Annotated in this window: 23 protein-coding genes and 3 pseudogenes; 19 read left to right on the top strand and 7 right to left on the bottom strand. The window is 64.6% G+C overall.

Annotated features, from left to right (window positions below; all coding sequences use genetic code 11):
* The first annotated feature begins 31 nt into the window (after positions 1–31).
* Positions 32–1,495: a sensor domain-containing protein gene (locus F464_RS30040; RefSeq protein WP_018991756.1), complete on the top strand. Its 1,464-nt coding sequence runs from the start codon at positions 32–34 to the stop codon at positions 1,493–1,495.
* A gap of 25 nt (positions 1,496–1,520) precedes the next feature.
* Here the strand turns inward: F464_RS30040 and F464_RS31710 are convergent.
* Positions 1,521–1,816: pseudogene (locus F464_RS31710) on the bottom strand (allantoinase); the annotation flags it as partial.
* A 231-nt stretch (positions 1,817–2,047) separates the two neighbouring features.
* Here F464_RS31710 and ypfH point away from each other — a divergent pair.
* The 4 genes and pseudogenes from ypfH to F464_RS0120610 form a co-directional block, all read left to right on the top strand.
* Positions 2,048–2,587, top strand: a pseudogene (gene ypfH / locus F464_RS29200) (esterase); the annotation flags it as partial.
* Positions 2,588–2,800: 213 nt separating this feature from the next.
* Positions 2,801–2,998, top strand: coding sequence for a hypothetical protein (locus F464_RS0120620; RefSeq protein WP_018991753.1), 198 nt, complete (start codon positions 2,801–2,803; stop codon positions 2,996–2,998).
* Positions 2,968–3,111 carry a hypothetical protein gene (locus tag F464_RS31135; protein WP_018991752.1) on the top strand — a complete coding sequence of 48 codons (144 nt, stop codon included), beginning with the start codon at positions 2,968–2,970 and terminating at the stop codon, positions 3,109–3,111. The genes F464_RS0120620 and F464_RS31135 overlap by 31 nt, the downstream gene beginning before the upstream one ends.
* 35 nt (positions 3,112–3,146) lie before the next feature.
* Complete coding sequence (locus F464_RS0120610) at positions 3,147–3,530, top strand: pyridoxamine 5'-phosphate oxidase family protein (protein WP_018991751.1); 384 nt, start codon at positions 3,147–3,149, stop codon at positions 3,528–3,530.
* A 9-nt stretch (positions 3,531–3,539) separates the two neighbouring features.
* On the opposite strand, the pseudogene F464_RS29195 reads toward F464_RS0120610, so the two are convergent.
* Positions 3,540–3,762, bottom strand: a pseudogene (locus F464_RS29195) (Tn3 family transposase); the annotation flags it as partial.
* Between the two features lie 267 nt (positions 3,763–4,029).
* Here F464_RS29195 and F464_RS29190 point away from each other — a divergent pair.
* Complete coding sequence (locus F464_RS29190) at positions 4,030–4,488, top strand: site-specific integrase (protein WP_018991749.1); 459 nt, start codon at positions 4,030–4,032, stop codon at positions 4,486–4,488.
* A gap of 80 nt (positions 4,489–4,568) precedes the next feature.
* On the opposite strand, the gene F464_RS0120595 is transcribed toward F464_RS29190, so the two are convergent.
* From F464_RS0120595 to F464_RS0120585, 3 genes are all read right to left on the bottom strand, one after another.
* Positions 4,569–5,474 (bottom strand): LysR family transcriptional regulator, encoded by a 906-nt coding sequence (locus tag F464_RS0120595; protein ID WP_018991748.1) that lies wholly within the window; start codon positions 5,472–5,474, stop codon positions 4,569–4,571.
* A 125-nt stretch (positions 5,475–5,599) separates the two neighbouring features.
* On the bottom strand, positions 5,600–6,478 hold the full coding sequence (locus F464_RS0120590) for a hypothetical protein (RefSeq protein WP_018991747.1): 879 nt from the start codon (positions 6,476–6,478) through the stop codon (positions 5,600–5,602).
* Positions 6,479–6,758: 280 nt separating this feature from the next.
* Positions 6,759–7,787: a universal stress protein gene (locus tag F464_RS0120585; RefSeq protein ID WP_198292308.1), complete on the bottom strand. Its 1,029-nt coding sequence runs from the start codon at positions 7,785–7,787 to the stop codon at positions 6,759–6,761.
* 317 nt (positions 7,788–8,104) lie between these two features.
* Here F464_RS0120585 and F464_RS0120580 point away from each other — a divergent pair, with 317 nt between their 5' ends.
* The gene (locus F464_RS0120580) at positions 8,105–8,335 is read left to right on the top strand and encodes a hypothetical protein (protein WP_157353994.1); all 231 of its coding nucleotides are present in this window, start codon (positions 8,105–8,107) and stop codon (positions 8,333–8,335) included.
* Between the two features lie 280 nt (positions 8,336–8,615).
* On the opposite strand, the gene F464_RS32110 is transcribed toward F464_RS0120580, so the two are convergent.
* On the bottom strand, positions 8,616–8,744 hold the full coding sequence (locus F464_RS32110; RefSeq protein ID WP_408605238.1) for a helix-turn-helix domain-containing protein: 129 nt from the start codon (positions 8,742–8,744) through the stop codon (positions 8,616–8,618).
* A gap of 227 nt (positions 8,745–8,971) precedes the next feature.
* On the opposite strand from F464_RS32110, the gene rnk reads away from it, so the two are divergent.
* Positions 8,972–9,367: a nucleoside diphosphate kinase regulator gene (rnk, locus tag F464_RS0120570; RefSeq protein WP_018991743.1), complete on the top strand. Its 396-nt coding sequence runs from the start codon at positions 8,972–8,974 to the stop codon at positions 9,365–9,367.
* Positions 9,368–9,601: 234 nt separating this feature from the next.
* Here the strand turns inward: rnk and F464_RS0120565 are convergent, their stop codons facing one another.
* Positions 9,602–10,486, bottom strand: coding sequence for a universal stress protein (locus F464_RS0120565; RefSeq protein WP_018991742.1), 885 nt, complete (start codon positions 10,484–10,486; stop codon positions 9,602–9,604).
* 188 nt (positions 10,487–10,674) lie between these two features.
* On the opposite strand from F464_RS0120565, the gene F464_RS0120560 reads away from it, so the two are divergent.
* From F464_RS0120560 to F464_RS0120510, 11 genes are all read left to right on the top strand, one after another.
* A complete protein-coding gene (locus tag F464_RS0120560; protein ID WP_018991741.1) occupies positions 10,675–13,401 on the top strand; it encodes a cation-transporting P-type ATPase in 2,727 nt (908 codons plus the stop codon).
* A 27-nt stretch (positions 13,402–13,428) separates the two neighbouring features.
* Positions 13,429–14,325 carry a universal stress protein gene (locus tag F464_RS0120555; RefSeq protein WP_018991740.1) on the top strand — a complete coding sequence of 299 codons (897 nt, stop codon included), beginning with the start codon at positions 13,429–13,431 and terminating at the stop codon, positions 14,323–14,325.
* A 101-nt stretch (positions 14,326–14,426) separates the two neighbouring features.
* Positions 14,427–17,330 (top strand): monovalent cation/H+ antiporter subunit A, encoded by a 2,904-nt coding sequence (locus F464_RS0120550; RefSeq protein ID WP_026296186.1) that lies wholly within the window; start codon positions 14,427–14,429, stop codon positions 17,328–17,330.
* A complete protein-coding gene (locus F464_RS0120545; RefSeq protein WP_018991738.1) occupies positions 17,330–17,671 on the top strand; it encodes a Na+/H+ antiporter subunit C in 342 nt (113 codons plus the stop codon). The genes F464_RS0120550 and F464_RS0120545 overlap by 1 nt, the downstream gene beginning before the upstream one ends.
* Positions 17,668–19,302 carry a monovalent cation/H+ antiporter subunit D gene (locus F464_RS0120540; protein ID WP_018991737.1) on the top strand — a complete coding sequence of 545 codons (1,635 nt, stop codon included), beginning with the start codon at positions 17,668–17,670 and terminating at the stop codon, positions 19,300–19,302. The genes F464_RS0120545 and F464_RS0120540 overlap by 4 nt, the downstream gene beginning before the upstream one ends.
* Complete coding sequence (locus F464_RS0120535; protein WP_026296185.1) at positions 19,299–19,823, top strand: Na+/H+ antiporter subunit E; 525 nt, start codon at positions 19,299–19,301, stop codon at positions 19,821–19,823. Before F464_RS0120540 ends, F464_RS0120535 begins: the two co-directional genes overlap by 4 nt.
* Positions 19,820–20,104 carry a K+/H+ antiporter subunit F gene (locus F464_RS0120530; RefSeq protein ID WP_018991735.1) on the top strand — a complete coding sequence of 95 codons (285 nt, stop codon included), beginning with the start codon at positions 19,820–19,822 and terminating at the stop codon, positions 20,102–20,104. Before F464_RS0120535 ends, F464_RS0120530 begins: the two co-directional genes overlap by 4 nt.
* Entirely contained in the window at positions 20,101–20,484 is a 384-nt protein-coding gene (mnhG, locus tag F464_RS29185) for a monovalent cation/H(+) antiporter subunit G (protein ID WP_018991734.1), read from the top strand. The genes F464_RS0120530 and mnhG overlap by 4 nt, the downstream gene beginning before the upstream one ends.
* A 92-nt stretch (positions 20,485–20,576) precedes the next feature.
* Positions 20,577–21,470, top strand: a complete 894-nt coding sequence (locus F464_RS0120520) for an RNA polymerase sigma factor (RefSeq protein WP_232429002.1) — start codon at positions 20,577–20,579, stop codon at positions 21,468–21,470.
* Entirely contained in the window at positions 21,467–22,054 is a 588-nt protein-coding gene (locus F464_RS0120515) for a ferritin-like domain-containing protein (protein ID WP_018991732.1), read from the top strand. Before F464_RS0120520 ends, F464_RS0120515 begins: the two co-directional genes overlap by 4 nt.
* A complete protein-coding gene (locus F464_RS0120510) occupies positions 22,051–22,446 on the top strand; it encodes a c-type cytochrome (protein ID WP_018991731.1) in 396 nt (131 codons plus the stop codon). Before F464_RS0120515 ends, F464_RS0120510 begins: the two co-directional genes overlap by 4 nt.

The raw sequence follows: 22,446 nt of genomic DNA, 5'->3' as shown, positions 1-22,446 counted from the left end.
GTTCAGTCGCCAAGGGTGAGGAGGATGCGTCATGTCCATCCGGGCGAAGGGGACCGTCACGCAGGGATCGATCGACCGCGCGCCCGCTTCATTGATTCCGGCCGAAGATCTGGGCCGCATCTTTATGGCTGTTCCGGTGCCATGTCTGGTCCTCGATCCGGATTGCAAAATCGTTGCGGCCAACGACGCCTACCTGCGGAATACCGCGGCTCATCCGTCCGACATCCTGGGCCGCCCGATCTTCGACATCCTTTCGGCCACGGCCGAAGACCCCGCGGCGGTGACATCGCTGCTGCGTCAGTCCCTCGAACGCGCATGCGCGAATTGCGTGCCGGACGCGATGCCGGCGCTGCACCATTTCTTCCGCCGCCCTGCCGCGGCAGGCGGGGGCGTCGTCGAATGCCACTGGCGCGCGATCAACGCCCCGATACCGGGCGAAGACGACCGGCCCGGCTACATCGTGCATTGGCTGGAAGACGCCGGCGACCGCGATGCACTCGAAGCGCGCATCGCGGCACTCGAGCGAGAACTGTTCCAACGCACCGGGGAGCACGACGCGAACGCGATGCCGCTGAGCAGCGACGAGCAGAAACTGCGACTTTCGCAGCGGGTCGGACGCACCGGCACGTTCGAATGGGACATCCCCGCCGACACAGTGCACTGGTCGGCGGAAATCGCGGCCCTGTATGGCTTCCCGGCAAAGGCGTTCGAGGGCCCGTATGCCGGATGGCGCGAATCGATCCATCCTGAAGATCGCGCGACACTCGAACAGCGGGTGCAGGAAGCACTGCAGACCGGCAGCTTCGAGGCCGAATGGCGTGTCGTGTGGCCCGACGGGTCGGAACACTGGCTCGCCGGGCGCGCGGTGATCCATCATGACGACGCGCGTCGGCCACTACGCATGCTGGGCGTGAACATCGACATCACCGACCGCAAGCTCATTGAAGACATGCTGCGCCGCGAAGCGCGCCACGACCCGCTGACCGGCCTGCCCAATCGCGCCCTGCTCTACGAGACGGCCTGCCATCTGCTGCCGGCCATGCGCCGCGGGCATCATCTCGCCGCCTTCCTGTTCATCGATCTCGATCGGTTCAAGCCCATCAACGACACTTACGGGCACGATGTTGGCGACGCCGTGCTCAGGGATGTGGCCAGGCGCCTGACCGAAGGCCTGCGCGGCGAGGACATCGTCGGCCGCCTTGGGGGGGACGAATTCGTCGCCGTGGTGGCGCACATCCACGACAGGGAGGACGTGTCCGGGATCGCAGGCAACCTTCTCGACCGCCTCGCGAGCCCCTACAGTGTCAACGGCGTCGAAGTGCAGGTGTCACCGAGCATCGGCATCAGCATCTTCCCGCAGGACGGCGAGGACGTAGACGAACTGATCAGGCATGCCGACGTCGCCATGTACGCCGCCAAACAGCGCGGGCGCAGTAACTTCCAGTTCTTCCACGGCGGCCCCGGCGCAGCGCGCGATGCGTCCTCCTGCGCATGACGAGGCAAGATTCTCTCCCCGTCCATCAAGCAGCCGGGCTGTACGGATGCTGTTCGCGCCAGTGCCTGCGATATCGACGCGCCGGCACACCCACACGCGATCGTGCTTCTCGATGTGGTCGAGGAGGCGCTGCAGCGCGCGGAAGCGCCCCGGGCGGCCGAGCAGGCGGCAGTGCATGCCGACCGACATCATCGCCGGACGCTCGTCGCCTTCGGCATACATCACGTCGAACGCGTCGCGCAGGTATTCGAAGAACTCGTCGTCGTGCGAGAAGCCCTGCGGCAGCGCGAAGCGCACGTGGTTGGTGTCGAGCGTGTAGGGGTCAGCTCACGAAACGGAAAAAATCGTACGCTAAGCCCCGCCGGACACCCGTAGCGCCCGGAATTTGCCCTGCTTGACGTCCGCCTACGCTGCCAGACCGAGAGCCTCAATGAACCAGTAGGCGGCTCTTGAAGCCGCTAGTCTTGCGTTCTCTTTCCGTCGCACAAGCCGGAAAAGAAAGAGGGGAAGGCAGAAGACCACGAAGAAGATTCCTTCCACGGCGCCTCGCCGCAGAATCTTTTGCCGTTGGCCGAGGCGCTCGCGGCGGCCAATCCGGCCGCGTGGGTCGTGAGCGTGCGCTCGCCCGATCCTTCGGATTTCGGTATCGGCTGGCAGTGGTTCCCGGTGCGCGGCATCACCGAGGAGAATCGCATCGGCCGCATCGCCGCGGCGATGCCTCGCTTCGTCCAGACGGTGCGCCAGTGGCAGAAGGCATCCGGGGTCGGTGTCGAGGCGACGACGCTCGTCGGTTTTTCACAGGGCGCGATCATGGCGCTCGAGTCGACGCAGTTGGCCGCCGCGATCGCCGCGCAGGTGATCTCGATCGCGGGACGCTTCGCGCAGCCGCCCAAGGTCCGCCCCCTCGCGACGGTGCTGCATCTCATCCACGGCAAGGAAGACGCGGTGGTCGACCCACGCCATAGCATCGCCGCCGCCGACCGCCTCTCGTTGATGGGCGCTCACGTCGATCTGAATCTGCTGCCCGAAGTGGGCCACCCGTTCGATGAAAGCGCGATCGACCTCGTGTGCGCCGGGCTGCGCAAGGACTGAAAGCCGCGGGCCGCCCGATCGAGCCGGCCGGTTTCCGCGAGGCGGGATGGCATCACCGCCTGAACGGTGTCGCGCGCGCCCCGGGGCCGTGTCCCTTGCGCCTTGAGTACGATCAAATACGGCGCAGCGGAAAGGCTGCATATTGGATTGCTACAAGCCGATTGGAAGGAAAGACGTGGCTCGCCGCGACACTGCATTTGAAGGGGGGGGCTGTTGCTGACCGCCACGATCCTGTGGGGCGGGATGTTTCCGGTGGCGAAGGATGCGCTTCGCGTCGTCGACACGTTCTATCTCAATACGTTGCGCTACGTGGTCACTGCGGCGGCTTTCATCCTCGTGCTGTATCTGGTCCTGCTTGCATCGATCGTCGCCGTGCTCGCGTGGAATGCGGGCATTCCACGGACTTCCTGATCGGCCTCTACCAGGGGCAGCATTTCGTTGCGGCGGAGCTGATCGGTGCGACGCTCGTGGTGCTCGCGCTGCTCACAAACGGCCTTGCGCTGAAATTCTTCCATGTCCGCTGACAACCGGCGGGCCTAACCACAACGGAGTGTGAACGATGAACGTGATCGAAGGGGTGACCCGGAATCTCCTGGAAAAGACCGAATTCCTGACGATCGTCACCGAAGGGGCCGATGGGCCACACGTGGTCGGCAATTGGGGCGACTATCTGCGACGCCTGGGCCTCGACGGGGACAGGATCGTTCTTCCCGCGGGCTACTACCGCAAGACCGAGGAAAACCTGCAACGCAACTCCCGCGTGCAGGTGCTCGCAGCTTCGCGCGCGGTGCAGGGCAGCCACGGCCCGGGTCAGGGCTGTCTGCTGCATGGCACCGGTGCCTTGGTCAGCGAGGGCGATCTGGCCGATCGCGTCAAGACCGCTTTTCCGTGGGCGCGCGGCGCCTTGGTGATCGAAGTCGAACGGGTCGAACTCCAGCTTTAGCCAACGCGAAGCCGGTTGCAGGGGCCGTAGCGGCCTGAACGTCGCCGCGCCAACTTTTCGCTGCTGGGCCAGACGTAATCGCCCATCAGGTCGATGTGCTCCCAGCCCAGCGGCGCCAGGTACTGCAACGGCGTGGCAGCGGGACCATGCAGTGCCTTCGTGGCCAGACCGCGTTCCACAGCACGATGGCCGCCGTCACCAAGTTGAGGCCGGAGGTCCGGTAGCGCTGCTGGCCGAGCCGGCAGGTAAAGCAGGTGTACGCGCGTGGCAATAGCAGCAGGTGGGTGTCGGCTGGGCCGTAGGCAGCGGGTAGAAACGTCAGTGCCCGTGATCGGGTTCACCCAGAAGATCGTGGCCAGTGGCGAAAGGTCGGCGCATAAGAACATGAACGACATCGAGGTCCGCCCCGCCATGCTTGAGCCGATCGGGAGGGCGCTGCCATGAATGTGGTCGATGTCTACGTACACGCGCCAATACGCGCCGCAGCTGCGCCTCCGCCGTGCGCCACTTCGAGGTGGAATGGGGCGCTTTCCTGCCGGCGAGCGCGGACGGCATCGCGCGCTATCTGGCGCAGCATGCCGACCAGCAGTCCATCGCGACCTTGCGCCAACGCCTCGCAGCCTTGTCGCGCTGGCACCAGGATCACGGCTTAGCCGATCCTACCAAGGCCCCCTTGGCACGACAGACCATGAAGGGCATTCAAACCGTGCATCCGCCGCAAACCCGTCAGGCGGTGCCGCTACAGATTGGCCAACTGTCCCACGCCGTTACATCGCTGGACCACGCGATCGGGACCCAGGGAGCGATCGCGCAACGACGCCACACACGTGACAAGGCGCTACTACTGCTCCTGGGTTTCTGGCGCGGGCTCCGAAGCGGCGAGTTGATCCGCCTGGAGACGCAGAACGTCGAGCTCGTGCCCGGCCAGGGCATGACCTGCTTCCTGCCTCGAACCTAGGGCGACCGGCAGATGGCCGGACGGAGCTTCAACGTCAGGCAGCCCAGGGTTTGGTGCCTCGCCTCGCGTGATCCGGCGGTTCACTCCTCGTCCCAATAGGGGTCTGGACCGATATGCTCGAGCAGGAAGTCTATGAATGTACGGACCTTGGCCGGCAGGTGCCGGGTCGGCAAATAAAGGGCGTATACATGGCGTTCGACGGGGATGTACTCGGACAGCGCGGCGCACAGGCGGCCGGCCTGCAGATCTCTTCCGATGATGAAGGTCGGCAGCAACGCAAGCCCGAGCCCCCCGAGTACGGCCTGGGACAGCGCCTCGTCGTCATTGATGCGCAAGCGGCCGGCCACGGGCACCGCGATCTCGCCCTCCGGTCCGGTGAAGCGCCAGAGTCCCTGCTCACCGGAGTGCGTGTAGTCCAGACAGTTGTGGCGGGATAAATCCTGCGGGATGCGTGGCAGGCCGTGCCGCGCAAAATACTCCGGCGTCGCACAGAGCTTGCGCCGTACCGGGGCGAGCTGACGTGCGACAACGGACAGTGGCAGTTCGCTCGCCACGCGCACGATGACGTCATATCCTTCTTCAGCGAGATCTATGCTGCGGTCGGATATGGTCATGTCGACGTCCAGATCGGGGTATCGACCGAGGAAGTCCGCAAGGGCTGGCGCAACATGCAGCGTCCCGAAGGCTACCGACGCGGCGACGCGAAGGGTACCGCGCGGCTGCGCATGCAGACTGCTCGCCACCTGCTCGGCCTGCACCATCTCCTCGACGATGCGGTTGCAGTGCTCGACAAAGACAGCTCCGACCTCGGTGACGCTCAGATGACGAGTGCTGCGGTGGAGCAAACGCACGCCGAGCGAATGTTCGAGCTTCGCCACCGCCTTGCTCACCGCCGAACGTGACGTGCCGAGGCGGAGGGCCGCCGCGGAGAAGCTTCCGCTCGCCACTACGTGTGCGTAGATCGCCATCAAATTCAGATCTTGCATGTCTGAATTGTATCCGCCCAGTGCGGATTCCGACCCAACGTGACCGCTGATTCCGAGAAGGGTGTGGCCGGTGTTTCCGAGATAGTGACCGCGACTCCGATTTGATCGGGCCTGCGGAAAGGGAATCAGAGGGCCGCTCGAGCGGCGCCCTCCCACCAGCCGCTCATGAGACTTCGGGGCGGTATGCTCGCCTGCACCTTCGCGCAGCTTTCCCAGGCATCCTTGGGAACGCTTAGGCCGGCGAAGATACCGTAACCGCTGCCGGCGCAGATTTCCCCGCCGGCAAGGATGCTTTCTCCTGCCTGGATCGCACCATCGGCGAGAATCGTCGCGCCCGCGCGGATTCCCCAGCCAGCTTCGAGATGTCGGCCGCAGCGAATGGAGGCTCTCGCTTCGATGCCGTGCCCTGCCCGGATGTGGTCATCTCCGGCAATGTCGCCCCCAGTGCGCAGGTTCTTGGCGCACGAGATTGTTCCCTGCACAACGAGGTCCCCGCCGGTGCCCGCATTCCCCGCAAGATCGAGCGCGCCGCGGCAATACAGGTCCCGACCCACCCGAAGGTCGCCGCCGCAGGCGATGTCTCCGCCGGCATCGACACCCCAGCTTGCGCGCATGTCGCCGCCCACCCCGACACGGCCGGCGGCGCGAACATGTCCGGCGACACGAAGGTCACCTCCGACAACAATTTCCCGCCCGACACGGATGCTCCCTCCCACCCGGAGCGAGCGCCCGACACGCAGTACGTCGCCCACGTCGATATCGCCGCGCACCTCGATCGTGCCGGGATACACGAGGGCGTTGGCATCGATGCTGTCGACGACCAGCACCGCATCCGTCGGACCGAACTGGTCCATCAGCCAGCACGCGTCAGCCACACGATTGTCGGCCACCAGCGCGTCGAGCAGTTCCTGGTAGTTTCCACCGCCCCCATAGTGGCGCAGGAACCAACGGAAGCCATTGGCACAGGGACTCTTGGCGCGAACGAAATCTCGGGTCAGATCCATGCTTAAATCCCTTGTCCGCACGGCATCGGGTATGCCGGCAGCTTCCTCAGGTGGGGCTGGCGGCACGATGGGTGTCCGGCAGCGGCATGCGAGCACCTACTCCGTATGGCAGGCCATCGTTTCGCGCGAATACTCCCGCAATGGCTCGTAGTGACTTAGCCGCAGGATCGCACGCGCCGATCCGCGTGAAAGGCGCCGAAGCGATTGCGGGTATCCGACATTCATTGCTCAGTCGTTCGAGACCATCGCAAACTGAGTTTATCGGGGCGGTCTCGCATCGCTACTTGACCAGCGTGATCGGGATGACCGTGCGGTACAGCACGCTCCACGAAATCGAGCCGGCCGTGAGACCCGCGAACCAGCCGAGACCGTGCGAGGCCATGACAATGCGGCCGCAGTCGATGCTCGTTGCAAGCTCGAGAATCTTGTCCACGGGGTCTCCCTGTGCGACATGGACCTCATAGTTGGCTCGGGCTGCATCGAGTGTGCGCAGCGCGGCATCACCAGCCTGAAACGCCCGCTCACGGTCGCCGGAGCGAATGTCCGCATCCCTTGCTGTCGGTCGGCCGAGGAACGGTCCGTCATCGGCCCTGTGCACATTGAGCAGATGAATTCGCGGCCCATCAGTCAGCTTGCCCGTATGTTCGAGTGCGTGTTGCAGCGCCCGCAGAGACCCAGCTGAACCGTCACAGACAACCAGCAGATCACCCGTGCCCTCAGCGAATGGCCTCGCACGGTGTCGCGATTTGACCAACGTCACCGCAATGTCCGTGCTTTCCAGCACCTCCAACGCGACCGAACCGAGCAGTGCGCACGCCACGCTGCCGGCGCCATCCGCGCCCATGACGATTTCCGTGATGCGCTGCCGGCGAGCGTAGGCGAGGATCGCCTCGGCGGGATTGCCCACCGTGAGCTGCAGGTGATAACGCCCGTCTGCCTCGCCGAGAATCCGGCGCGCATCCTCCGTATCGGCGAGTCCGGCGTCCATCAGCGTATCGTCGTCACTCGTGTTGCCGATAATGGTCTGCACATTCAACACGTGGAGGGCCGATCCAGCCGAGCGGCCGGCCATGCTGGCGGCGACGCGCAGGGCCGCCAACGAGGCGGGAGAACCGTCGACCGGAGCAAGGACGCGATAGACCGGAAGGCCGCGCGTCTTTCCCCCGACTTGCGTCGCAAGGCCAACCACGCGCCCAAACTGATCGCGTTCGACCATTTCCCAGTTCATGAAATCTGTTGTCACTTGCATATCGCCGCCTATCGACTGAAACGGGGTTCCTTCAAGCTGTTGCTCGATCGTTTCCGGCAATACGACAGGCCTATGACCGGCCGAAGCGGCCCGATCGTCGGCAGAGCTCCGCATTGCACGCCTGAGGGAATCCTACGTCACTCGCAATGGGCCGATAAGCCACCGGCGAGGCATCAGCTTGTATCCCTACAAGACACAATTGCGGCACCCTCCCCCGTTTGATGAGGGTTTGGAGCGCATCATTGTAGAGCGGACGACAACAGCGACGTTCCGCGGCGCCGGCTTATCCCGTTGGCTCCCGACGCCTACCATAGGAGTGGCCCGATGACGGGTTGCGCGCCCTCGCCGAAGACGACGCGAGGACAAAGGAGGGCGACATGACAACGAAACCGGCTGACATCGCGCGCGGAGCATCCATCGATACCGCACGCGAGGCAAAGGAGCAACTTCGGGTCGAGCCTGATGCGGCAACCCGTCGCGGCGAGCCGCGCGGGGTACTCCTGGATGGCCCCCGCGGACCGGGGCCTGACCGGAACGGCGAGCCCGAATCGGCGGTGCTGCTGCACCGGCCGCACGGGGTGTGGGTAAAGCGGCCGATGACGGCCTGATCCGATGACGACAGCGCTACGGACTAAAGGAGAACGTCGATGAGAGAGCAGAATCGGGATCACGCCCTAGAGGACGACAGTCGCCTTGTGCTGCTTGCCGTGAGGCCGAGTGCGCGCTTTCACCGGCTCGGGGGCATTGGCAGCCTGATGGTGCTTTACCCGGGCCGCGATCCGCGGGCCCTCGTCCCAACGCCGCCGCCCGAAAGGAGCACGACACCGGAGGGCGTCCCGGCCGACGCGGCTTGACGCGGTGGCGTCGGCACCAGTGAGGTCGCCAGTCCTAGCTGACGATCTCGTCGACGAGCCCGCATAGGCCTCCCCCTAACTCGGTCAGGCTTTGGCGGCGTCTGCTTCGTTGCGGCAGACGCACGCCCAGCCTGGCTTCGACACGACTGACCCATTTGCTCACCAGCGATTTCGAGCCTCAGGCGCTTCGCCGCGCCGGAAAAGCTTTTCGCCTTGAGCATCTGGACGAACACGACGTGTGTCATTGACGTCGTACGAGCGGCTTCCTAACTGTTTCCATTGTGGAAACAATACTGTGCCCACCGAACGACTAATCAAGCCTCGGCCCGGCCCATATCATGGTGTCACCATCGGCGGAAGGCGCCGCTACGTCCCCTGGAGTCGAGAGAAATGATGCAAGAGACTAACATCATCGTTAGCGAGGTCGATTTTGTGCGCTTGATGGCGATTCAACCGTCACCACCCCTGCGTGCAGAACTCGAACGGGCAATTGTAATTCCCGTGGAATCAATCCAGACGAACGTCGTCACGATGAACGCGCGGGTTCACTATCGCGATGAGAGAACCGGCCTCGATCGTGAGGTGCAGATCGTGTTCCCGGACGAGGCTGACATTGCGCTGGGGAAGGTTTCCATCCTGGCGCCGGTCGGCGCAGCCCTGATTGGCCTCAGCGTGGGTCAGGCGATCGACTGGGATTTTCCCGACGGCACCGAGCGCCGCTTGACGGTCATCGCGGTCGATCAGTCCGGCAACACCAGCCAAGCGGGTGCAGATCGCCGGCATTGAAGGTCGCTCACGATGGTGGAACCGGACTTGCCGGGTGCGATCGCATACCGGCGGCACCTCCCTGCCGTCAGTGGCCAACAGGGGTTTCCCGCCAAACAGGATAGCGTCGCCGACCACACAGGGCCCTCGCCGCGCGTCCGCCGGTTGATGGTTTTCCTGGCCAGCCAGTGGCGACGCAGGCCAACTCGGCGCGCCCCGTTCCCGCGCGTGCTTTGATCTGCGGGCGAGGACTGCTCACACGGAGACGAGCACGTCGCACTGGGATTCGGCCAAGACATGCTTGGTGACGCTGCCGAGGAATAATTCGTCGAGCATGCTTTCGCCGTGTTTGCCCATCACGATCAGGTCGCAGTCCGCTTCCTGCTCCTGCTCGATGATGTGCGTTGACGGAAGGCCCTGCTGCACGACAAGCCGTGCCTCGTAGGGCGGCAACCCGGCTTGCGCGCTCAAGGCATGCAGATTCTGAACCGCTTCCTGGCGGGCAAGCGTGCGATAGCCCCGGATCACTTCTTCCTCTACACCGGCGTATCGCAGATGCCCCTCGAACGGCACATCGAATGCATGCAGCAAGACGATTTCTGCTTGTGGAGCGACAAGCCGCGCATTGCTGATCGCGCGCAGCGACGAAGGCGAGAAATCGACCGGCACGAGCACCGTTCGATACGGTTCATGAGCAGCTTGCTTGACCACCAACATCGGGCATTTCGCCCGACTGAGCATCCGTTCCGCGGTCGAGCCCAGCAGGATATGCCGAAGGAAGCTCTCGCCGCGAGCACCACAAACGATCAGGCCCGCCGCCGACACATCCACGGCCTTGTCCAGTTCTGCAAGCAAGGAGCCAAACGCAACATGAGCACCGGCGGACACGGCGTAGTGATTTTGGAGAATGACAATAAGATCATGCAACTTTTCCCGTGCGCTCTTGAGCACCTGCTGCCTCAACTCGTCCGTCGAGTTGCCCATGAGGTGGCGGAGCTTGTCCAACGGGGCAAGATCGGCCACATGCAACACGTCCAGCGGCGCCCCCGTTTCCCGGCTCACCAGGGCTGCACGCTCGACGGCATGGCGAGCCGGGGCGGAGAGGTCGGTAGCGGCAAGCAGGCGGTTCAGTTTCAACATGGTCGTTTTCCTTTCCATTCGAATGCTTTTCGCATCGGCACGGAGGCATCGATCCTAGCGGGTGCGTATCCCGCGTGGTTAGGAGGTCTATGCATGCTTCGGCATAATATTGCTACAAAAGTTCTCCGCTTTCACGTACATCCCCGGCAAGCAGGCAGTGCGGGGGACTGCCAGGAGGCTACGCACCGATGAGCGACCGCCACAGGGATCATGCCCGGCCCCCAAGCTGGCATGCGCTGTCCAAGGACGACGTGGAGCAGGTCCTGCACACCGGGCCGGATGGCCTGACGGAGGATGAAGCACGCCGTCGACGCGTGCAATACGGCTCGAATCGGCTCACTCCCCCGGCGCGACGCGGCCCCCTCCTGCGACTGATCATGCAGTTTCACAACATACTGCTGTACGTGATGCTCGGCGCGGCGGCCATCACGGCGGTGCTCGGTCATTGGGTCGATACCGGGGTGTTGCTCGCCGCGGTGGTGATCAACGCGATCATCGGCTTCATCCAGGAGGGCAAGGCAGAGGCCGCGCTCGACGCGATTCGCGCAATGTTGTCTCCGCATGCAACCGTGATACGTGGCGGCCATCGACGCGAGCTCGACGCTGCCGATCTCGTCCCCGGCGACCGGGTGACCCTGAGCTCCGGCGACCGCATTCCCGCGGACCTGCGGCTGGTTTCCGTACGGGAGTTGCGGATCGAGGAAGCGGCGCTGACGGGCGAATCCTTGCCGATCGAGAAGGGAACGGAAGCAGTTAATGCCGACGCCCCACTCGGCGATCGGTACGGCATGGCCTATTCGGGCACCTTCGTGGTCTACGGTCAGGCGACCGGCATCGTCGTGGCCACTGGCGGCGCGACGGAACTGGGGCGGATCAATCAGATGCTCGCAGACATCCAGAGGATGTCGACGCCACTGCTGCGCCAGATCGACCATTTCGGCCGCGTGCTGGCATTGGTCATCATCGGCGTGTCGGCGGCGACCTTCGTGCTCGGCACGCTGTGGCGTGAGCACGCGCCTGCCGAAATGTTCATGATGGTCGTCGCGCTCGCGGCCTCGGCGATTCCTGAGGGCTTGCCGGCGATCATGACCGTGACCCTCGCGCTGGGGGTGCAGCGCATGGCCCGGCGCAACGCCATCATTCGCCGCCTTCCGGCAGTGGAAACGCTGGGCGCGGTGACGGTGATCTGCTCGGACAAGACCGGCACGCTGACGCGCAACGAGATGACTGTGCAACGCTTGGTGTGTGCGGGCCACGTGTTTGACGTCGGCGGCGTCGGTTACGCCCCGGTGGGGGATTTCAGCATCGACGGCCGCATCGTCGATGTCGCCCACTACCCCGCGCTGTCGATGGCGATCCGCGCAGGTGTGCTGTGCAACGACGCACGCCTGCGCGAAGACGATGACGTGTGGCGGGTGGAAGGCGATCCGACCGAAGGCGCACTGCTCGTGGCCGGACGCAAGGCGGGATTTTCGCAGCATGCCGGGGATACGGCTTGGCCGCGGATCGACTCCATCCCGTTCGAATCGCAGCATCGCTTCATGGCGACCTGGCATCGCGATCCGGACGGAGACTTCTGGCTCTTCGTCAAGGGGGCGCCCGAGCGCATTCTCGACATGTGCGAATGGCAGCTGAACCATGACGGCGAGCGGTCGCTGGATGTCGACTACTGGCGCCGGATGGCGACCGACACGGCAGCACAGGGTTTGCGGCTCCTCGCTGTCGCGTGCAAGCGCGGCGCACCGACCACCGGCAGCCTGGAACCTGCCGACGTAGAGCAGGGATTCATGCTGCTCGCATTGATCGGCATCATCGACCCCCCTCGCGAGGAAGCCATCGAGGCGGTAAGCGAGTGCCACCACGCGGGCATCCGCGTCAAGATGATCACGGGCGATCACGGCGAGACGGCGCGTGCCATCGGCGCCCAACTGGCCATTGGCGTCGGAAAGCCGTTCGTCACCGGAGCGGAAGTTGCGATGATGGATGACGCCGCGTTACGTCGGGTGGCGATGGAGGTCGACGTGTTCGCGCGGGCCAGCCCGGAACACAAACTGCGTCTGGTGCAAGCCTTGCAGGAAGACGGCCAGGTGGTCGCAATGACCGGCGACGGGGTGAATGATGCTCCGGCACTGAAGCGGGCCGACGTCGGGGTGGCGATGGGCCTCAAAGGCACCGAGGCGGCCAAGGAGGCGTCCGACATGGTGCTCGCCGATGACAACTTCGTCACGATCGCGACGGCGGTTCGGGAAGGCCGTGCGGTTTATGACAACCTGAAGAAATTCATCCTGTTCATGCTGCCCACCAACGGCGGCGAAGCGCTCGTCGTGATTGCGGCCATCCTGTTCGAGCTGGCGCTGCCGCTGACACCGGCACAGGTGTTGTGGATCAACATGGTCACCTCCTCGACGCTGGGGCTGGCGCTCGCCTTCGAGCCGGCCGAGGACGACATCATGAAACGCCGCCCGCGGCCACCGCGCCAGGCGCTGTTGTCCGGCTTCTTCATCTGGCGGGTGTTGATGGTCTCCGTGCTGATGATGACCGGCGCGCTGGGGCTTTTCCTGACGGAGCTGGCCGTCGGCACGAGTCTGGAAACAGCGCGCACGATGGCGGTTAACGCGGTCGTCATGGCCGAAATGTTCTACCTGATCAACAGCCGCTACATCTTCGCGCCCGTCACGAACCGGGGAGGACTGACCGGCAATCGTTACGTCATCTTCGCCATCGCCGCATGCATTCCCTTGCAGATCGCCTATACGCATGCGGGATTCATGCATGGCATTTTCGATTCGACCGATCTCACGCTATTGGAATGGGGCAAGGTAACAGCGGCCGGCCTGCTGGTGTTTGCCGTCGCTGAACTGGAGAAATTCGTCATCCGCCGTACCGGTCTCGCCGCCCGTCTGAGTGACGCGTGAGCGGGCATCAACCCAAGGAGAACTGAAGTGACGCATGCAAGCGCGATTCATCCCCCGGACCGCCCGCCCGCGCGTCTGCTGCTGGCGACTGACCTCGGCGCACGCTGTGACCGTGCGCTGGATCGGACTGGCCAGCTGGCCAGCGAGTGGCAGGCCGAGGTCATTGCCTTGAACGTCCTCGATCCGTCGGTGTGTGCGGATCAGACGCTCGCGTGGATAAGCGGAGCCACTGACGAACAATTGATGAACGTTGCCCAACGGCAGCTTGTCCGCGACCTCACCGGGATGAAGATGCCGGTACAGGTCCGAATTGTGCGCGGACAGGAGCCCGAAACAGCTATCCGGGATGTAGTCAGCGCCACCAGCGTCGACCTCGTCGTCACCGCAGTCGCCCGTCAGGAGACCTTTGGGCGCGCCCTGCTGGGCTCGACCAACGAGCGCCTGGCCCGCTCTCTGGGGCAACCCTTGCTGGTCGTGCATGGTCGGACGCACGGCCCTTACCGGCGGATCGTGGTGGCAACGGACTTTTCCGAAGCGTCCCGCCACGCCCTGCTCACGGCGGTTGCGTTCTTTCCCGGTCGTGATTTGACGCTATATCACGCTTACTCTCCTCCCATGTCCGGCCTGAACATGACTCTGTCGAATGCAGGAATTGCCCCGCAGATCGCGCACGCGGAGTGTGAGGCCTTCATTCACGGAACTCGCCTTCCCGCGGGCATCCTCATGCATCCTGTAGTCGAATGCGGCACGATCACGACGACGCTGGCGCCTTACGTACGCGAAAATGACGTCGATCTCGTGGTGTTGAGCGGTCATGGCCACACCGGCATCATGAGCTTGCTCCTGGGCAGCACAGCCGAGAGGTTGCTCGAGTGCCTGCCCTGCGACACGCTGCTGGTGCCGTCACATCGCTCCACCGTGTAGATTGAGCCGGTCCTGCACACAATGCGGATGGAGGACCGGTAGCGCCCCCCCCCCCCGCCGCCCCGCGCAAACTGGCTGCCACGACGCCCTGACCATACCTGATGCTGCTTGCTTCACTAATCCTTGTCCCGTTCGCCGGCAGTCTGCTGGCGGCACTGATGCCGGAGAATGCCCGTAACCGTGAGGCTTGGTTGGCGTTCGCCGTCACGGCCTGCGGGCTGCTCGTTGCCGGCCTGCTCTACCCGGCCGTTTCAGCCGGCAAGGTGCTGCGCGAGGAGTTCGCCTGGCTGCCCTCGCACGGGCTCAATCTCATGCTGCGCGTGGATGGTCTGGCCTGGGTATTCACCATGCTGGTCCTCAGCATTGGCCTGCTTGTGGTGTTGTACGCGCGCTACTACATGTCGCCGAAAGACCCGGTACCGCGCTTCTTCTCCTTTCTGCTGGCCTTCATGGGGTCGATGCTGGGCGTGGTTCTGTCGGGCAACCTGGTGCAACTGGTGGTGTTCTGGGAGCTCACCAGCCTGACCTCGTTCCTGCTGATTGGCTACTGGCATCACCGCGCCGACGCTAGGCGCGGCGCGCGGATGGCGTTGACGGTGACGGCCACAGGAGGACTGTGCCTGCTTGCCGGCGTGCTCGTGCTCGGTCACATCGTCGGCAGCTACGATCTGGACGAAGTGCTGGCTGCGGGGGAGCGCATTCGTGCGCACGAGCTATACCGGGTGGCGCTGGTGTTGATTGCGCTGGGGGCGCTGACCAAGAGCGCCCAGTTCCCGTTCCACTTCTGGTTGCCGCATGCGATGGCCGCCCCGACGCCCGTGTCGTCCTATCTTCACTCGGCGACGATGGTGAAGGCGGGCGTCTTCCTGCTCGTGCGGCTGTGGCCGGCGCTAGCCGGAACGGCGGAATGGAACTGGATCATCGGCGGCGCCGGGGTGTGCACGCTGCTGATCGGCGCTTTCATCGCGATTTTCCAGCACGATCTCAAGGGCCTGCTCGCCTATTCGACAATCAGCCACCTCGGGCTGATCACGGTGCTGATCGGCATTGGCACGCCCCTAGCGATCGTCGCGGCGATCTTCCACATCCTCAATCACGCCACCTTCAAGGCTTCGCTGTTCATGACGGCCGGCATCATCGACCACGAAACCGGGACACGCGATCTGCGCGTCCTGCGCGGACTGCGTCATCAGCTGCCGGTCACCACGGCCTTGGCCATCGTCTCCAGCGCCGCCATGGCGGGGGTGCCCCTGCTGAACGGCTTCCTGTCCAAGGAGATGTTCTTCGCGGAAACGGCTCTGGTGGGCGGCGACGAGCACTGGTGGATGTCCATCGCTGCCGTGGCGATGGGCATGTTCAGCGTCGCCTATTCGCTGCGCTTCATCTCGATTTTCTTCGGCACGCCCACGGTCGCATTCCCGCGCGAACCACACGAGCCGCCGCGCTCGATGCGGTTCCCAGTGGAACTGCTGGTAGTCGTGTGCCTGATGGTCGGTATCATGCCAAACGTGAGTATCGGGCCCATCCTCCATCTGGCCGTCACCGCGACATTGGGTGCGAGTACGCCCGAATACGACCTCGCCCCCTGGCACGCGCTCAACCTGCCTCTGCTGATGAGTGTGATTGCCCTTAGCGGCGGCGTAGTGCTCTACGTCGTGCTGCGCCGCTACTTCAATCTGCGGCAGCGCGAACAGGTTCCGCTCATCTACCGCTTCAACGGGGCTCAAGCCTACGAAAGCTCGATGATGTTCCTGACACGCTCGGCACAATGGCTGCTGCACCACCTGGGCACCGCACGCCTGCAACCGCAATTGCTGATGATGATGTTGGCGATGCTGGTGATTCCCCCGCTGCTCGTCGGCACGCCGCGAGTGTGGACCGAGATTCCGCTGCACGAACCCGACCCGCTGTTCGCGGGCATCTGGGTCATCGGCTGCGCCTGTGCGCTGGCGGGGGCGTGGATGGCGAAATATCACCGGCTGGCAGCCCTGATCCTCATCGGCGGAACGGGCATCGTGACTGCGGCCACGTTCTTGTGGCTCTCAGCGCCCGATCTGGCGCTGACGCAACTGATGGTGGAGACGGTCACGACCGTGCTGATCCTGCTCGGGCTGCGCTGGCTGCCGCCGCGCATCGAACCCAAAGTGCTCCATCTCACGATTCCGCGCAGCGTCTGGATGCGGCGCTCGCGCGACATGGTCGTAGCGGTCGTGGGCGGCCTCGTCATGGCGCTGCTGACTTACGCGGTACTGGTGCATCCCGCCCCCGCGACGATTGCCGATTTCTTCCTCTTGCGCGCTTTGAGCGAAGGCGGCGGGAGCAACGTCGTGAACGTGCTGCTGGTTGATTTCCGCAGTTTCGATACGTTGGGCGAAATCACGGTGCTATCGGTCGTCGCGCTCACGGTGTACGCGCTGCTGCGACGCTTCCGCCCCGCAGCGGACAGCGCCAGCGTGCCCGCGCAGCAAAGGAACACGGCCGATCCAGCAAGCAGGCAGGCTCCAGCCGAACAGGCCAACCGCGGATACCTCCTGGTAGCTGGAATCTACTTGCGCATGCTGTTGCCGTTCATCGGGGTGATCGCGGCCTACTTCTTTATGCGCGGACACAACCTGCCGGGTGGCGGCTTCGTTGCGGGCCTGATCTTCGCAGTGGCCATTCTCGTGCAATACATGCTGGCCGGTACGGTGTGGGTGGAGAGCCACCTTCAATTGCGGCCGCACCGCTGGCTGGGGTTCGGTCTGCTGCTGGCGTGTGCAACGGGCCTGGGCGCATGGGCGTTCGGCCATCCATTCCTCACGAACCATACGGCGCATGTCGATTGGCCGCTGCTGGGCGAACTGCACCTACCCAGCGCCTTCGTGTTCGATCTGGGCGTGTTCGCCGTCGTGGTCGGCACGACGATGCTGATGCTGGTCGCGCTGGCTCACCAGTCGTTGCGCGCGCGCCGTTTGCCGGGCGATGGTGCGCAGGACGACGGGATCGCGGACGGGAGGGACATCTGATGGAAATCGTGTTCGCCATCGCCGTGGGCGTGACCTTCGGTTCCGGCATCTGGCTGATCCTGCGCCCGCGGACGTTCCAGCTCATCACCGGTCTGCTGCTGATGTCCTATGCGGTCAATCTGTTCATTTTCGGCATGGGTCGCCTGTGGGTGGATCGGCCGCCGATCACGCCAAACGCGTCTATCGACCCCTTGCAGTTTGCCGACCCGCTGCCGCAAGGGCTGGTGCTGACGGCGATCGTGATCGGCTTTGCGACCACCGCGCTGTACCTGGTGATGATGATCGGTGCGCGCGGCCTGACCGGCAGTGACCACGTCGATGGCGAGGAACCCCGCAAATGAGCCCGATGTCGTGGTGGGACCATCTGATCGTACTGCCGGTGGTGCTGCCGCTGGTCGCAGGGGCGTTGCTGATCCCGGTCAACCAGAAACACCATCGACTCAAGTTCGGGTGTGCAGCACTGGTCAGCGTATTGCTGTGGGTGATGGCGGTGGCGCTATTGCTGATGGTCGATGGCGAGTATTGGCCGAAGGGGATCGGCGTGTATTTGGCCGCCAACTGGGCCGCCCCGTTCGGGATTGCGCTGATGGTCGACCGGCTCGCCGCGCTCATGCTGGTGCTGACAGCGACCATCGCCCTGGCCGTGCTGGTCTTTTCCGCGCAGCGTTGGGGCCGGGTCGGCGTGCATTTCCATTCCCTGTTCCTCTTCCTGCTGATGGGGCTCAACGGCGCCTTCCTGACGAACGACCTGTTCAACCTGTTCGTCTTCTTCGAAGTGATGCTCGCCGCTTCGTACGGCCTGGTCCTGCATGGCTACAACCTGAACCGTATCCGGGCCGGCATGCAGTACATCGCCGTGAACCTGGTCGCCTCCTTCATGTTCCTGATCGGCGTGGCACTGATCTACGCCGCAACCGGTACGCTCAACATCCCCGACCTCGCCACCCGGGTGCCCGTGCTGCGACCGGAGGATTCCTATCTGCTGGGCATCGGCGCGAGCGTGCTGGCGCTGGCCTTCCTGACCAAGGGGGCAATGTGGCCGCTCGGCTTCTGGCTGCCAAGCACCTACGCGTCGGCGTGTCCGCCGGTTGCGGCGATACTGGTGGTGATGACCAAGGTCGGCGTGTATGCGGTGCTGCGGGTGTGGCTGGCCGTGTTCGGCGATTCGGCCGGCGCGCTCGCCGGTTTCGGCCTGGTAGCGCTCACCGTCGGCGGCATGGCCACGCTCGTGTTTGGCACCCTCGGCATGCTCGCCAGTCAGGACGGCGCGCGCATGGCCGGATACGGCGCGATCATCTCCTCGGGCACGTTGCTGGCCGTGATCGGGCAGTCCGGCAGCGCCGTGCTCGCAGCGGGGCTGTATTACCTGGTGGGTGCGACGCTGGCGATGTCCGCCTTCATGCTCCTGCTCGAACTCACCGAGCGCATACGCCCGCCGGGCGCCTCCCTGCTGGCCGTGACGATGGAGGCGTTTGCGATCGACGACAAACCCGAGGATCCAGTGGGCGTCGTCATTCCCGGCACCCTTGCAATCCTCGGCCTGAGCTTCGTGGGATGTGCGCTGGTCATCAGCGGCATGCCGCCGCTCTCGGGCTTCGTTGCCAAGTTCAGCCTGTTTCATGCACTGCTCGACTCCTCACCGCCCGGATCAGGCGGCGTGACGCCAACGACCTGGCTGCTGATCGCGCTGATCGTGCTCGCAGGCCTGGCGTCGATCATCGCGCTGATGCGGCTCGGTGTGCGGACGTTCTGGGCCTCGGCGGCCGTAACTCCGCCCAGTCTGCTCGCGTCCGAGGTGGCGCCCGTGACGACCCTGGTCGTGCTGTGTGTGGTTCTCACGATTCATGCCGGCACGGCGTTCGACTATCTGAACCGGACCGTGGATGGCCTCAAGCGCGTCGGCGATTACAGCGAACGCGTGCTGGGCCAGTCTCCGGTCACTCGCGCGGCGGCCGCGGGGGGATCACGATGAGACGCTGGTTCCCGTCGCCGATGCTGTCGATCGGACTGCTGCTGATGTGGCTGATGCTGAACCAGAGCCTCGCACTGGCGCACTGGCTGCTGGGCGGGGTGCTGGCGATCGTGGCCCCCGTTCTGGCGCGCCCCCTGCAGCCGCACGGCTATGCGCGCATCGCGCGGCCGCTGGCCCTGGTCCGCCTACTGTGGATGTCGACGATCGAGATCGTGCGCTCGTGCTTCAACGTCAGCCAGATCATCCTCTTCCGCAGAGCGGACGGCGTGAATTCGCAGTTCATCCGGATACCGCTCGACCTGCACAGCCCACACGGTCTGGCCCTGTTGTCCTGCCTGATCAACATGACGCCGGGCACGGTGTGGGTCGATCTGCTGCCCGACCGTCACGAACTGCTGTTGCACGTCTTCGACCTGCACGACGAGCGCTGGTGGGTCGAGACCATCAAGACGCGCTACGAGCGGCCGATCATCGAAGTGTTCGAAGCGCCCGCAGCCCCCGGCCAAGGAGGAAAAGCGTGACCGTTGGCACCCTGCTGTCCCTGGCAATCGGCTTTGCGCTCGTCTGCGTCGTACTGGCCATGATGTTGTGCACCCTGCGTCTGATCATCGGGCCGTCGGCGCAGGATCGCGTGCTGGCACTCGATACGCTGTGGATGTGCACGATGCTGCTCGCACTGATGCTCGGCATCCGCTACGGCAGCCAGATCTATTTCGAGGCCGCCCTGGTGATCGCCCTGCTCGGCTTCGTCTCGACCATCGCGCTGGCCAAGTTCCTGATGCGCGGCGAGGTGATCGAATGAACGCCATCGATACACTGCCGTGGTGGGCTGCCGTGACGGTCGCGTTCCTGCTCGTACTCGGCGGCCTGATCACCCTCCTCGGCACCGTGGGATTGCTCCGGCTCCAGACTTTTTACCAACGCATTCACGGGCCCGCGATCACGATCACGCTGGGAACCGGCTGCATCCTGATCGCCTCGATGGTGTATTTCACCGTAATCCAATCCCGACCGGTGATCCACGAGATCCTGATCGGCGCATTCGTACTGATGACCGCGCCGGTCGTCTCCATGCTGATCATGCGCGCTGCGATATACCGTGCCCCGCGCACCGGCGATGCCGCGCTGACGGCGCGCGACACCACCCAGACGCAAGGGCTAAGCGACGATCAGGATCGGTGAGGGCCGGCCCACCATTGCCTTCAAGCCCCTTTGGGCTTTTGCACACTTTTCAGCACACTACCTTGGCCCGATAGAGTCCCGAGCCACAAAAGTTGTCGTTCGAGCAGCGGGCAGCCAAGACGACTGTCGTGCCCCGCCGCGCATTCACGCCGCCCTTCCAACGGGTTGTCCAGCCAAGGCGGACCGGTTTCTCACCGACTGTAACCTTTCCCCCGTGGTTCCCATCCAATGGGCAACAACAGGAGACAGTCATGAGCATATCCGGCGAAGCAGCAGAAGACCGCGTGCCGGTTTCAGACGCTGCGCTTGCACACAGCATCGTGATCGGCGAGGCAGGCGCCTTCGAACGGTTGATGCGCCAACACAATCGTCGCCTGTTCAGGGTTGCACGCAGCATCCTGCGAGACGATGCCGAGGCCGAGGATGCCCTGCAGGAAGGCTACATCAAGGCCCATCGCGCGATGGCCGGCTTCCGCGGCGATGCGCGTCTATCGACCTGGCTGACGAGGATCATCGTCAACCAGGCCCTCGAGCGCAGGCAGCGGTTCCACAACGCGTCCGACGCGCAAGCCGAAGGCGAAGCTGTCATCGAAATCGGCGTGGAGGGCGTACCGGAAACGCCCGAGACCCTGGCGATGCGCAATGACCTGCGGCGCCTTATCGAGCACTCGATCGACGACTTGCCCGAGGCATACCGCAGCGTCTTCATCCTGCGTGCCGTGGAGGGCTTGAGCGTCGAAGAGACCGCCGCCTCGCTGGGAATATCCGAAGCGAATACCAAGGTCCGCCTGTTGCGCGCCAGGGCCCGCCTGCGCGAGTCCCTGGGGCAGCGCCTCGGTCCGCTGCTGGAGAACGTCTTCGCGTTCGACGGCCAGCGCTGCGACCGCATCGTGTCGCAAGTTTGCGCCCGCCTTGGGCTTCCGCCTGCAGCCGCTTCTGGTCCCGGCGCGCTGCTTTCACCCACCACCCCGAGGAGTTCATCATGATTGTCCGCATCAATCCCTTTTCCGCACTCCAAGACCTAGGCCGGCGCCGCTTCCTGGCCGGCACGGGCGCGACGCTGTCCGCCGCGGCGGTCGCCCTAATGGCAGGACGTCCGGCGCTGGCCGCCGGTCAGGGCAGCAAGCATGACGATCTGGAGACCGACGTGCGCATTCTCAACACCGCGCTCGGCGCCGAACTGGAGGCCATCGCTGCCTATGCAGTGGGCGCCGGCAGCGGCCTGCTGCAGAAACCCGTGCTGGATCTGGCGGTGCAGTTCCAGGGGCACCACAAGGAGCATGCCGCGGTGCTCGCGAAGACGATCCGCAAACTGGGCGGCACGCCGGTTGAAGCGCGCGAGCATTACCAGTTTCCCACCGACGGGCTCAAGACCCAGAATGATGTGCTGGGCTTCGCGGCCGGGCTCGAGCGCGGCGCGGTGAGCGCCTACCTGGGCGCAGTACCGCTGTTCCGCGGACGCGAACTGGCGAGCGCTGCGGCCAGCATCCTGGGCGACGAGGCCATGCACTGGGCCATCCTGCGCCAAGCGCTGGGCCAGGACCCGGTGCCCACGGCCTTTATGTCATGAAACATCGCGCCGCCACCGCCGTGCTGGTGCTGGCGGCATTGGTCTCGCTGCCCGCCGGCGCCATCGTGCCGGGCGATCCGGTCCGCGGCGAGGCCATCTACGCCCGCTGCCAGGCCTGCCACGCACTCGGCTACGACCGTACCGGGCCGAAACATTGCGGCCTGTTCGGACGCCGTGCCGGCGGCGTGCCGGGCTTCCGCTATTCGCCGGCCATGGCACAAGCCGATGTCGTCTGGGACGCGAATACGCTGGACCGTTTTCTCGCCAACCCGACCGGCATGATACCGGGCACGGCCATGGGCTATGCAGGCATTGCCGATCGGCAGGAACGGGCGGACCTGATCGCGTGGCTGCGACAGGCAAGCGCGTCGCCCATCGAATGTCCGCCGTGA

It is taken from the genome of Aromatoleum toluclasticum ATCC 700605, from assembly GCF_000378245.1.
Lineage (GTDB): Bacteria > Pseudomonadota > Gammaproteobacteria > Burkholderiales > Rhodocyclaceae > Aromatoleum > Aromatoleum toluclasticum.
This window is presented reverse-complemented; position numbering and strand designations above follow the sequence as displayed.

What these genes read in the sequence shown, in the direction of transcription:
- F464_RS0120515 (WP_018991732.1), top strand. Translation starts at nt 21,467, where the DNA reads ATGATTGTCCGCATCAATCCCTTTTCCGCACTCCAAGACCTAGGCCGG.
- F464_RS0120545 (WP_018991738.1), top strand. Translation starts at nt 17,330, where the DNA reads ATGGAAATCGTGTTCGCCATCGCCGTGGGCGTGACCTTCGGTTCCGGC.
- F464_RS0120595 (WP_018991748.1), bottom strand. Translation starts at nt 5,474, where the DNA reads ATGCAAGATCTGAATTTGATGGCGATCTACGCACACGTAGTGGCGAGC.
- F464_RS0120540 (WP_018991737.1), top strand. Translation starts at nt 17,668, where the DNA reads ATGAGCCCGATGTCGTGGTGGGACCATCTGATCGTACTGCCGGTGGTG.
- mnhG (WP_018991734.1), top strand. Translation starts at nt 20,101, where the DNA reads ATGAACGCCATCGATACACTGCCGTGGTGGGCTGCCGTGACGGTCGCG.
- F464_RS0120510 (WP_018991731.1), top strand. Translation starts at nt 22,051, where the DNA reads ATGAAACATCGCGCCGCCACCGCCGTGCTGGTGCTGGCGGCATTGGTC.
- F464_RS0120565 (WP_018991742.1), bottom strand. Translation starts at nt 10,486, where the DNA reads ATGTTGAAACTGAACCGCCTGCTTGCCGCTACCGACCTCTCCGCCCCG.
- F464_RS0120550 (WP_026296186.1), top strand. Translation starts at nt 14,427, where the DNA reads ATGCTGCTTGCTTCACTAATCCTTGTCCCGTTCGCCGGCAGTCTGCTG.
- F464_RS30040 (WP_018991756.1), top strand. Translation starts at nt 32, where the DNA reads ATGTCCATCCGGGCGAAGGGGACCGTCACGCAGGGATCGATCGACCGC.
- rnk (WP_018991743.1), top strand. Translation starts at nt 8,972, where the DNA reads ATGATGCAAGAGACTAACATCATCGTTAGCGAGGTCGATTTTGTGCGC.
- F464_RS0120535 (WP_026296185.1), top strand. Translation starts at nt 19,299, where the DNA reads ATGAGACGCTGGTTCCCGTCGCCGATGCTGTCGATCGGACTGCTGCTG.
- F464_RS0120610 (WP_018991751.1), top strand. Translation starts at nt 3,147, where the DNA reads ATGAACGTGATCGAAGGGGTGACCCGGAATCTCCTGGAAAAGACCGAA.
- F464_RS0120580 (WP_157353994.1), top strand. Translation starts at nt 8,105, where the DNA reads ATGACAACGAAACCGGCTGACATCGCGCGCGGAGCATCCATCGATACC.
- F464_RS0120560 (WP_018991741.1), top strand. Translation starts at nt 10,675, where the DNA reads ATGAGCGACCGCCACAGGGATCATGCCCGGCCCCCAAGCTGGCATGCG.
- F464_RS0120590 (WP_018991747.1), bottom strand. Translation starts at nt 6,478, where the DNA reads ATGGATCTGACCCGAGATTTCGTTCGCGCCAAGAGTCCCTGTGCCAAT.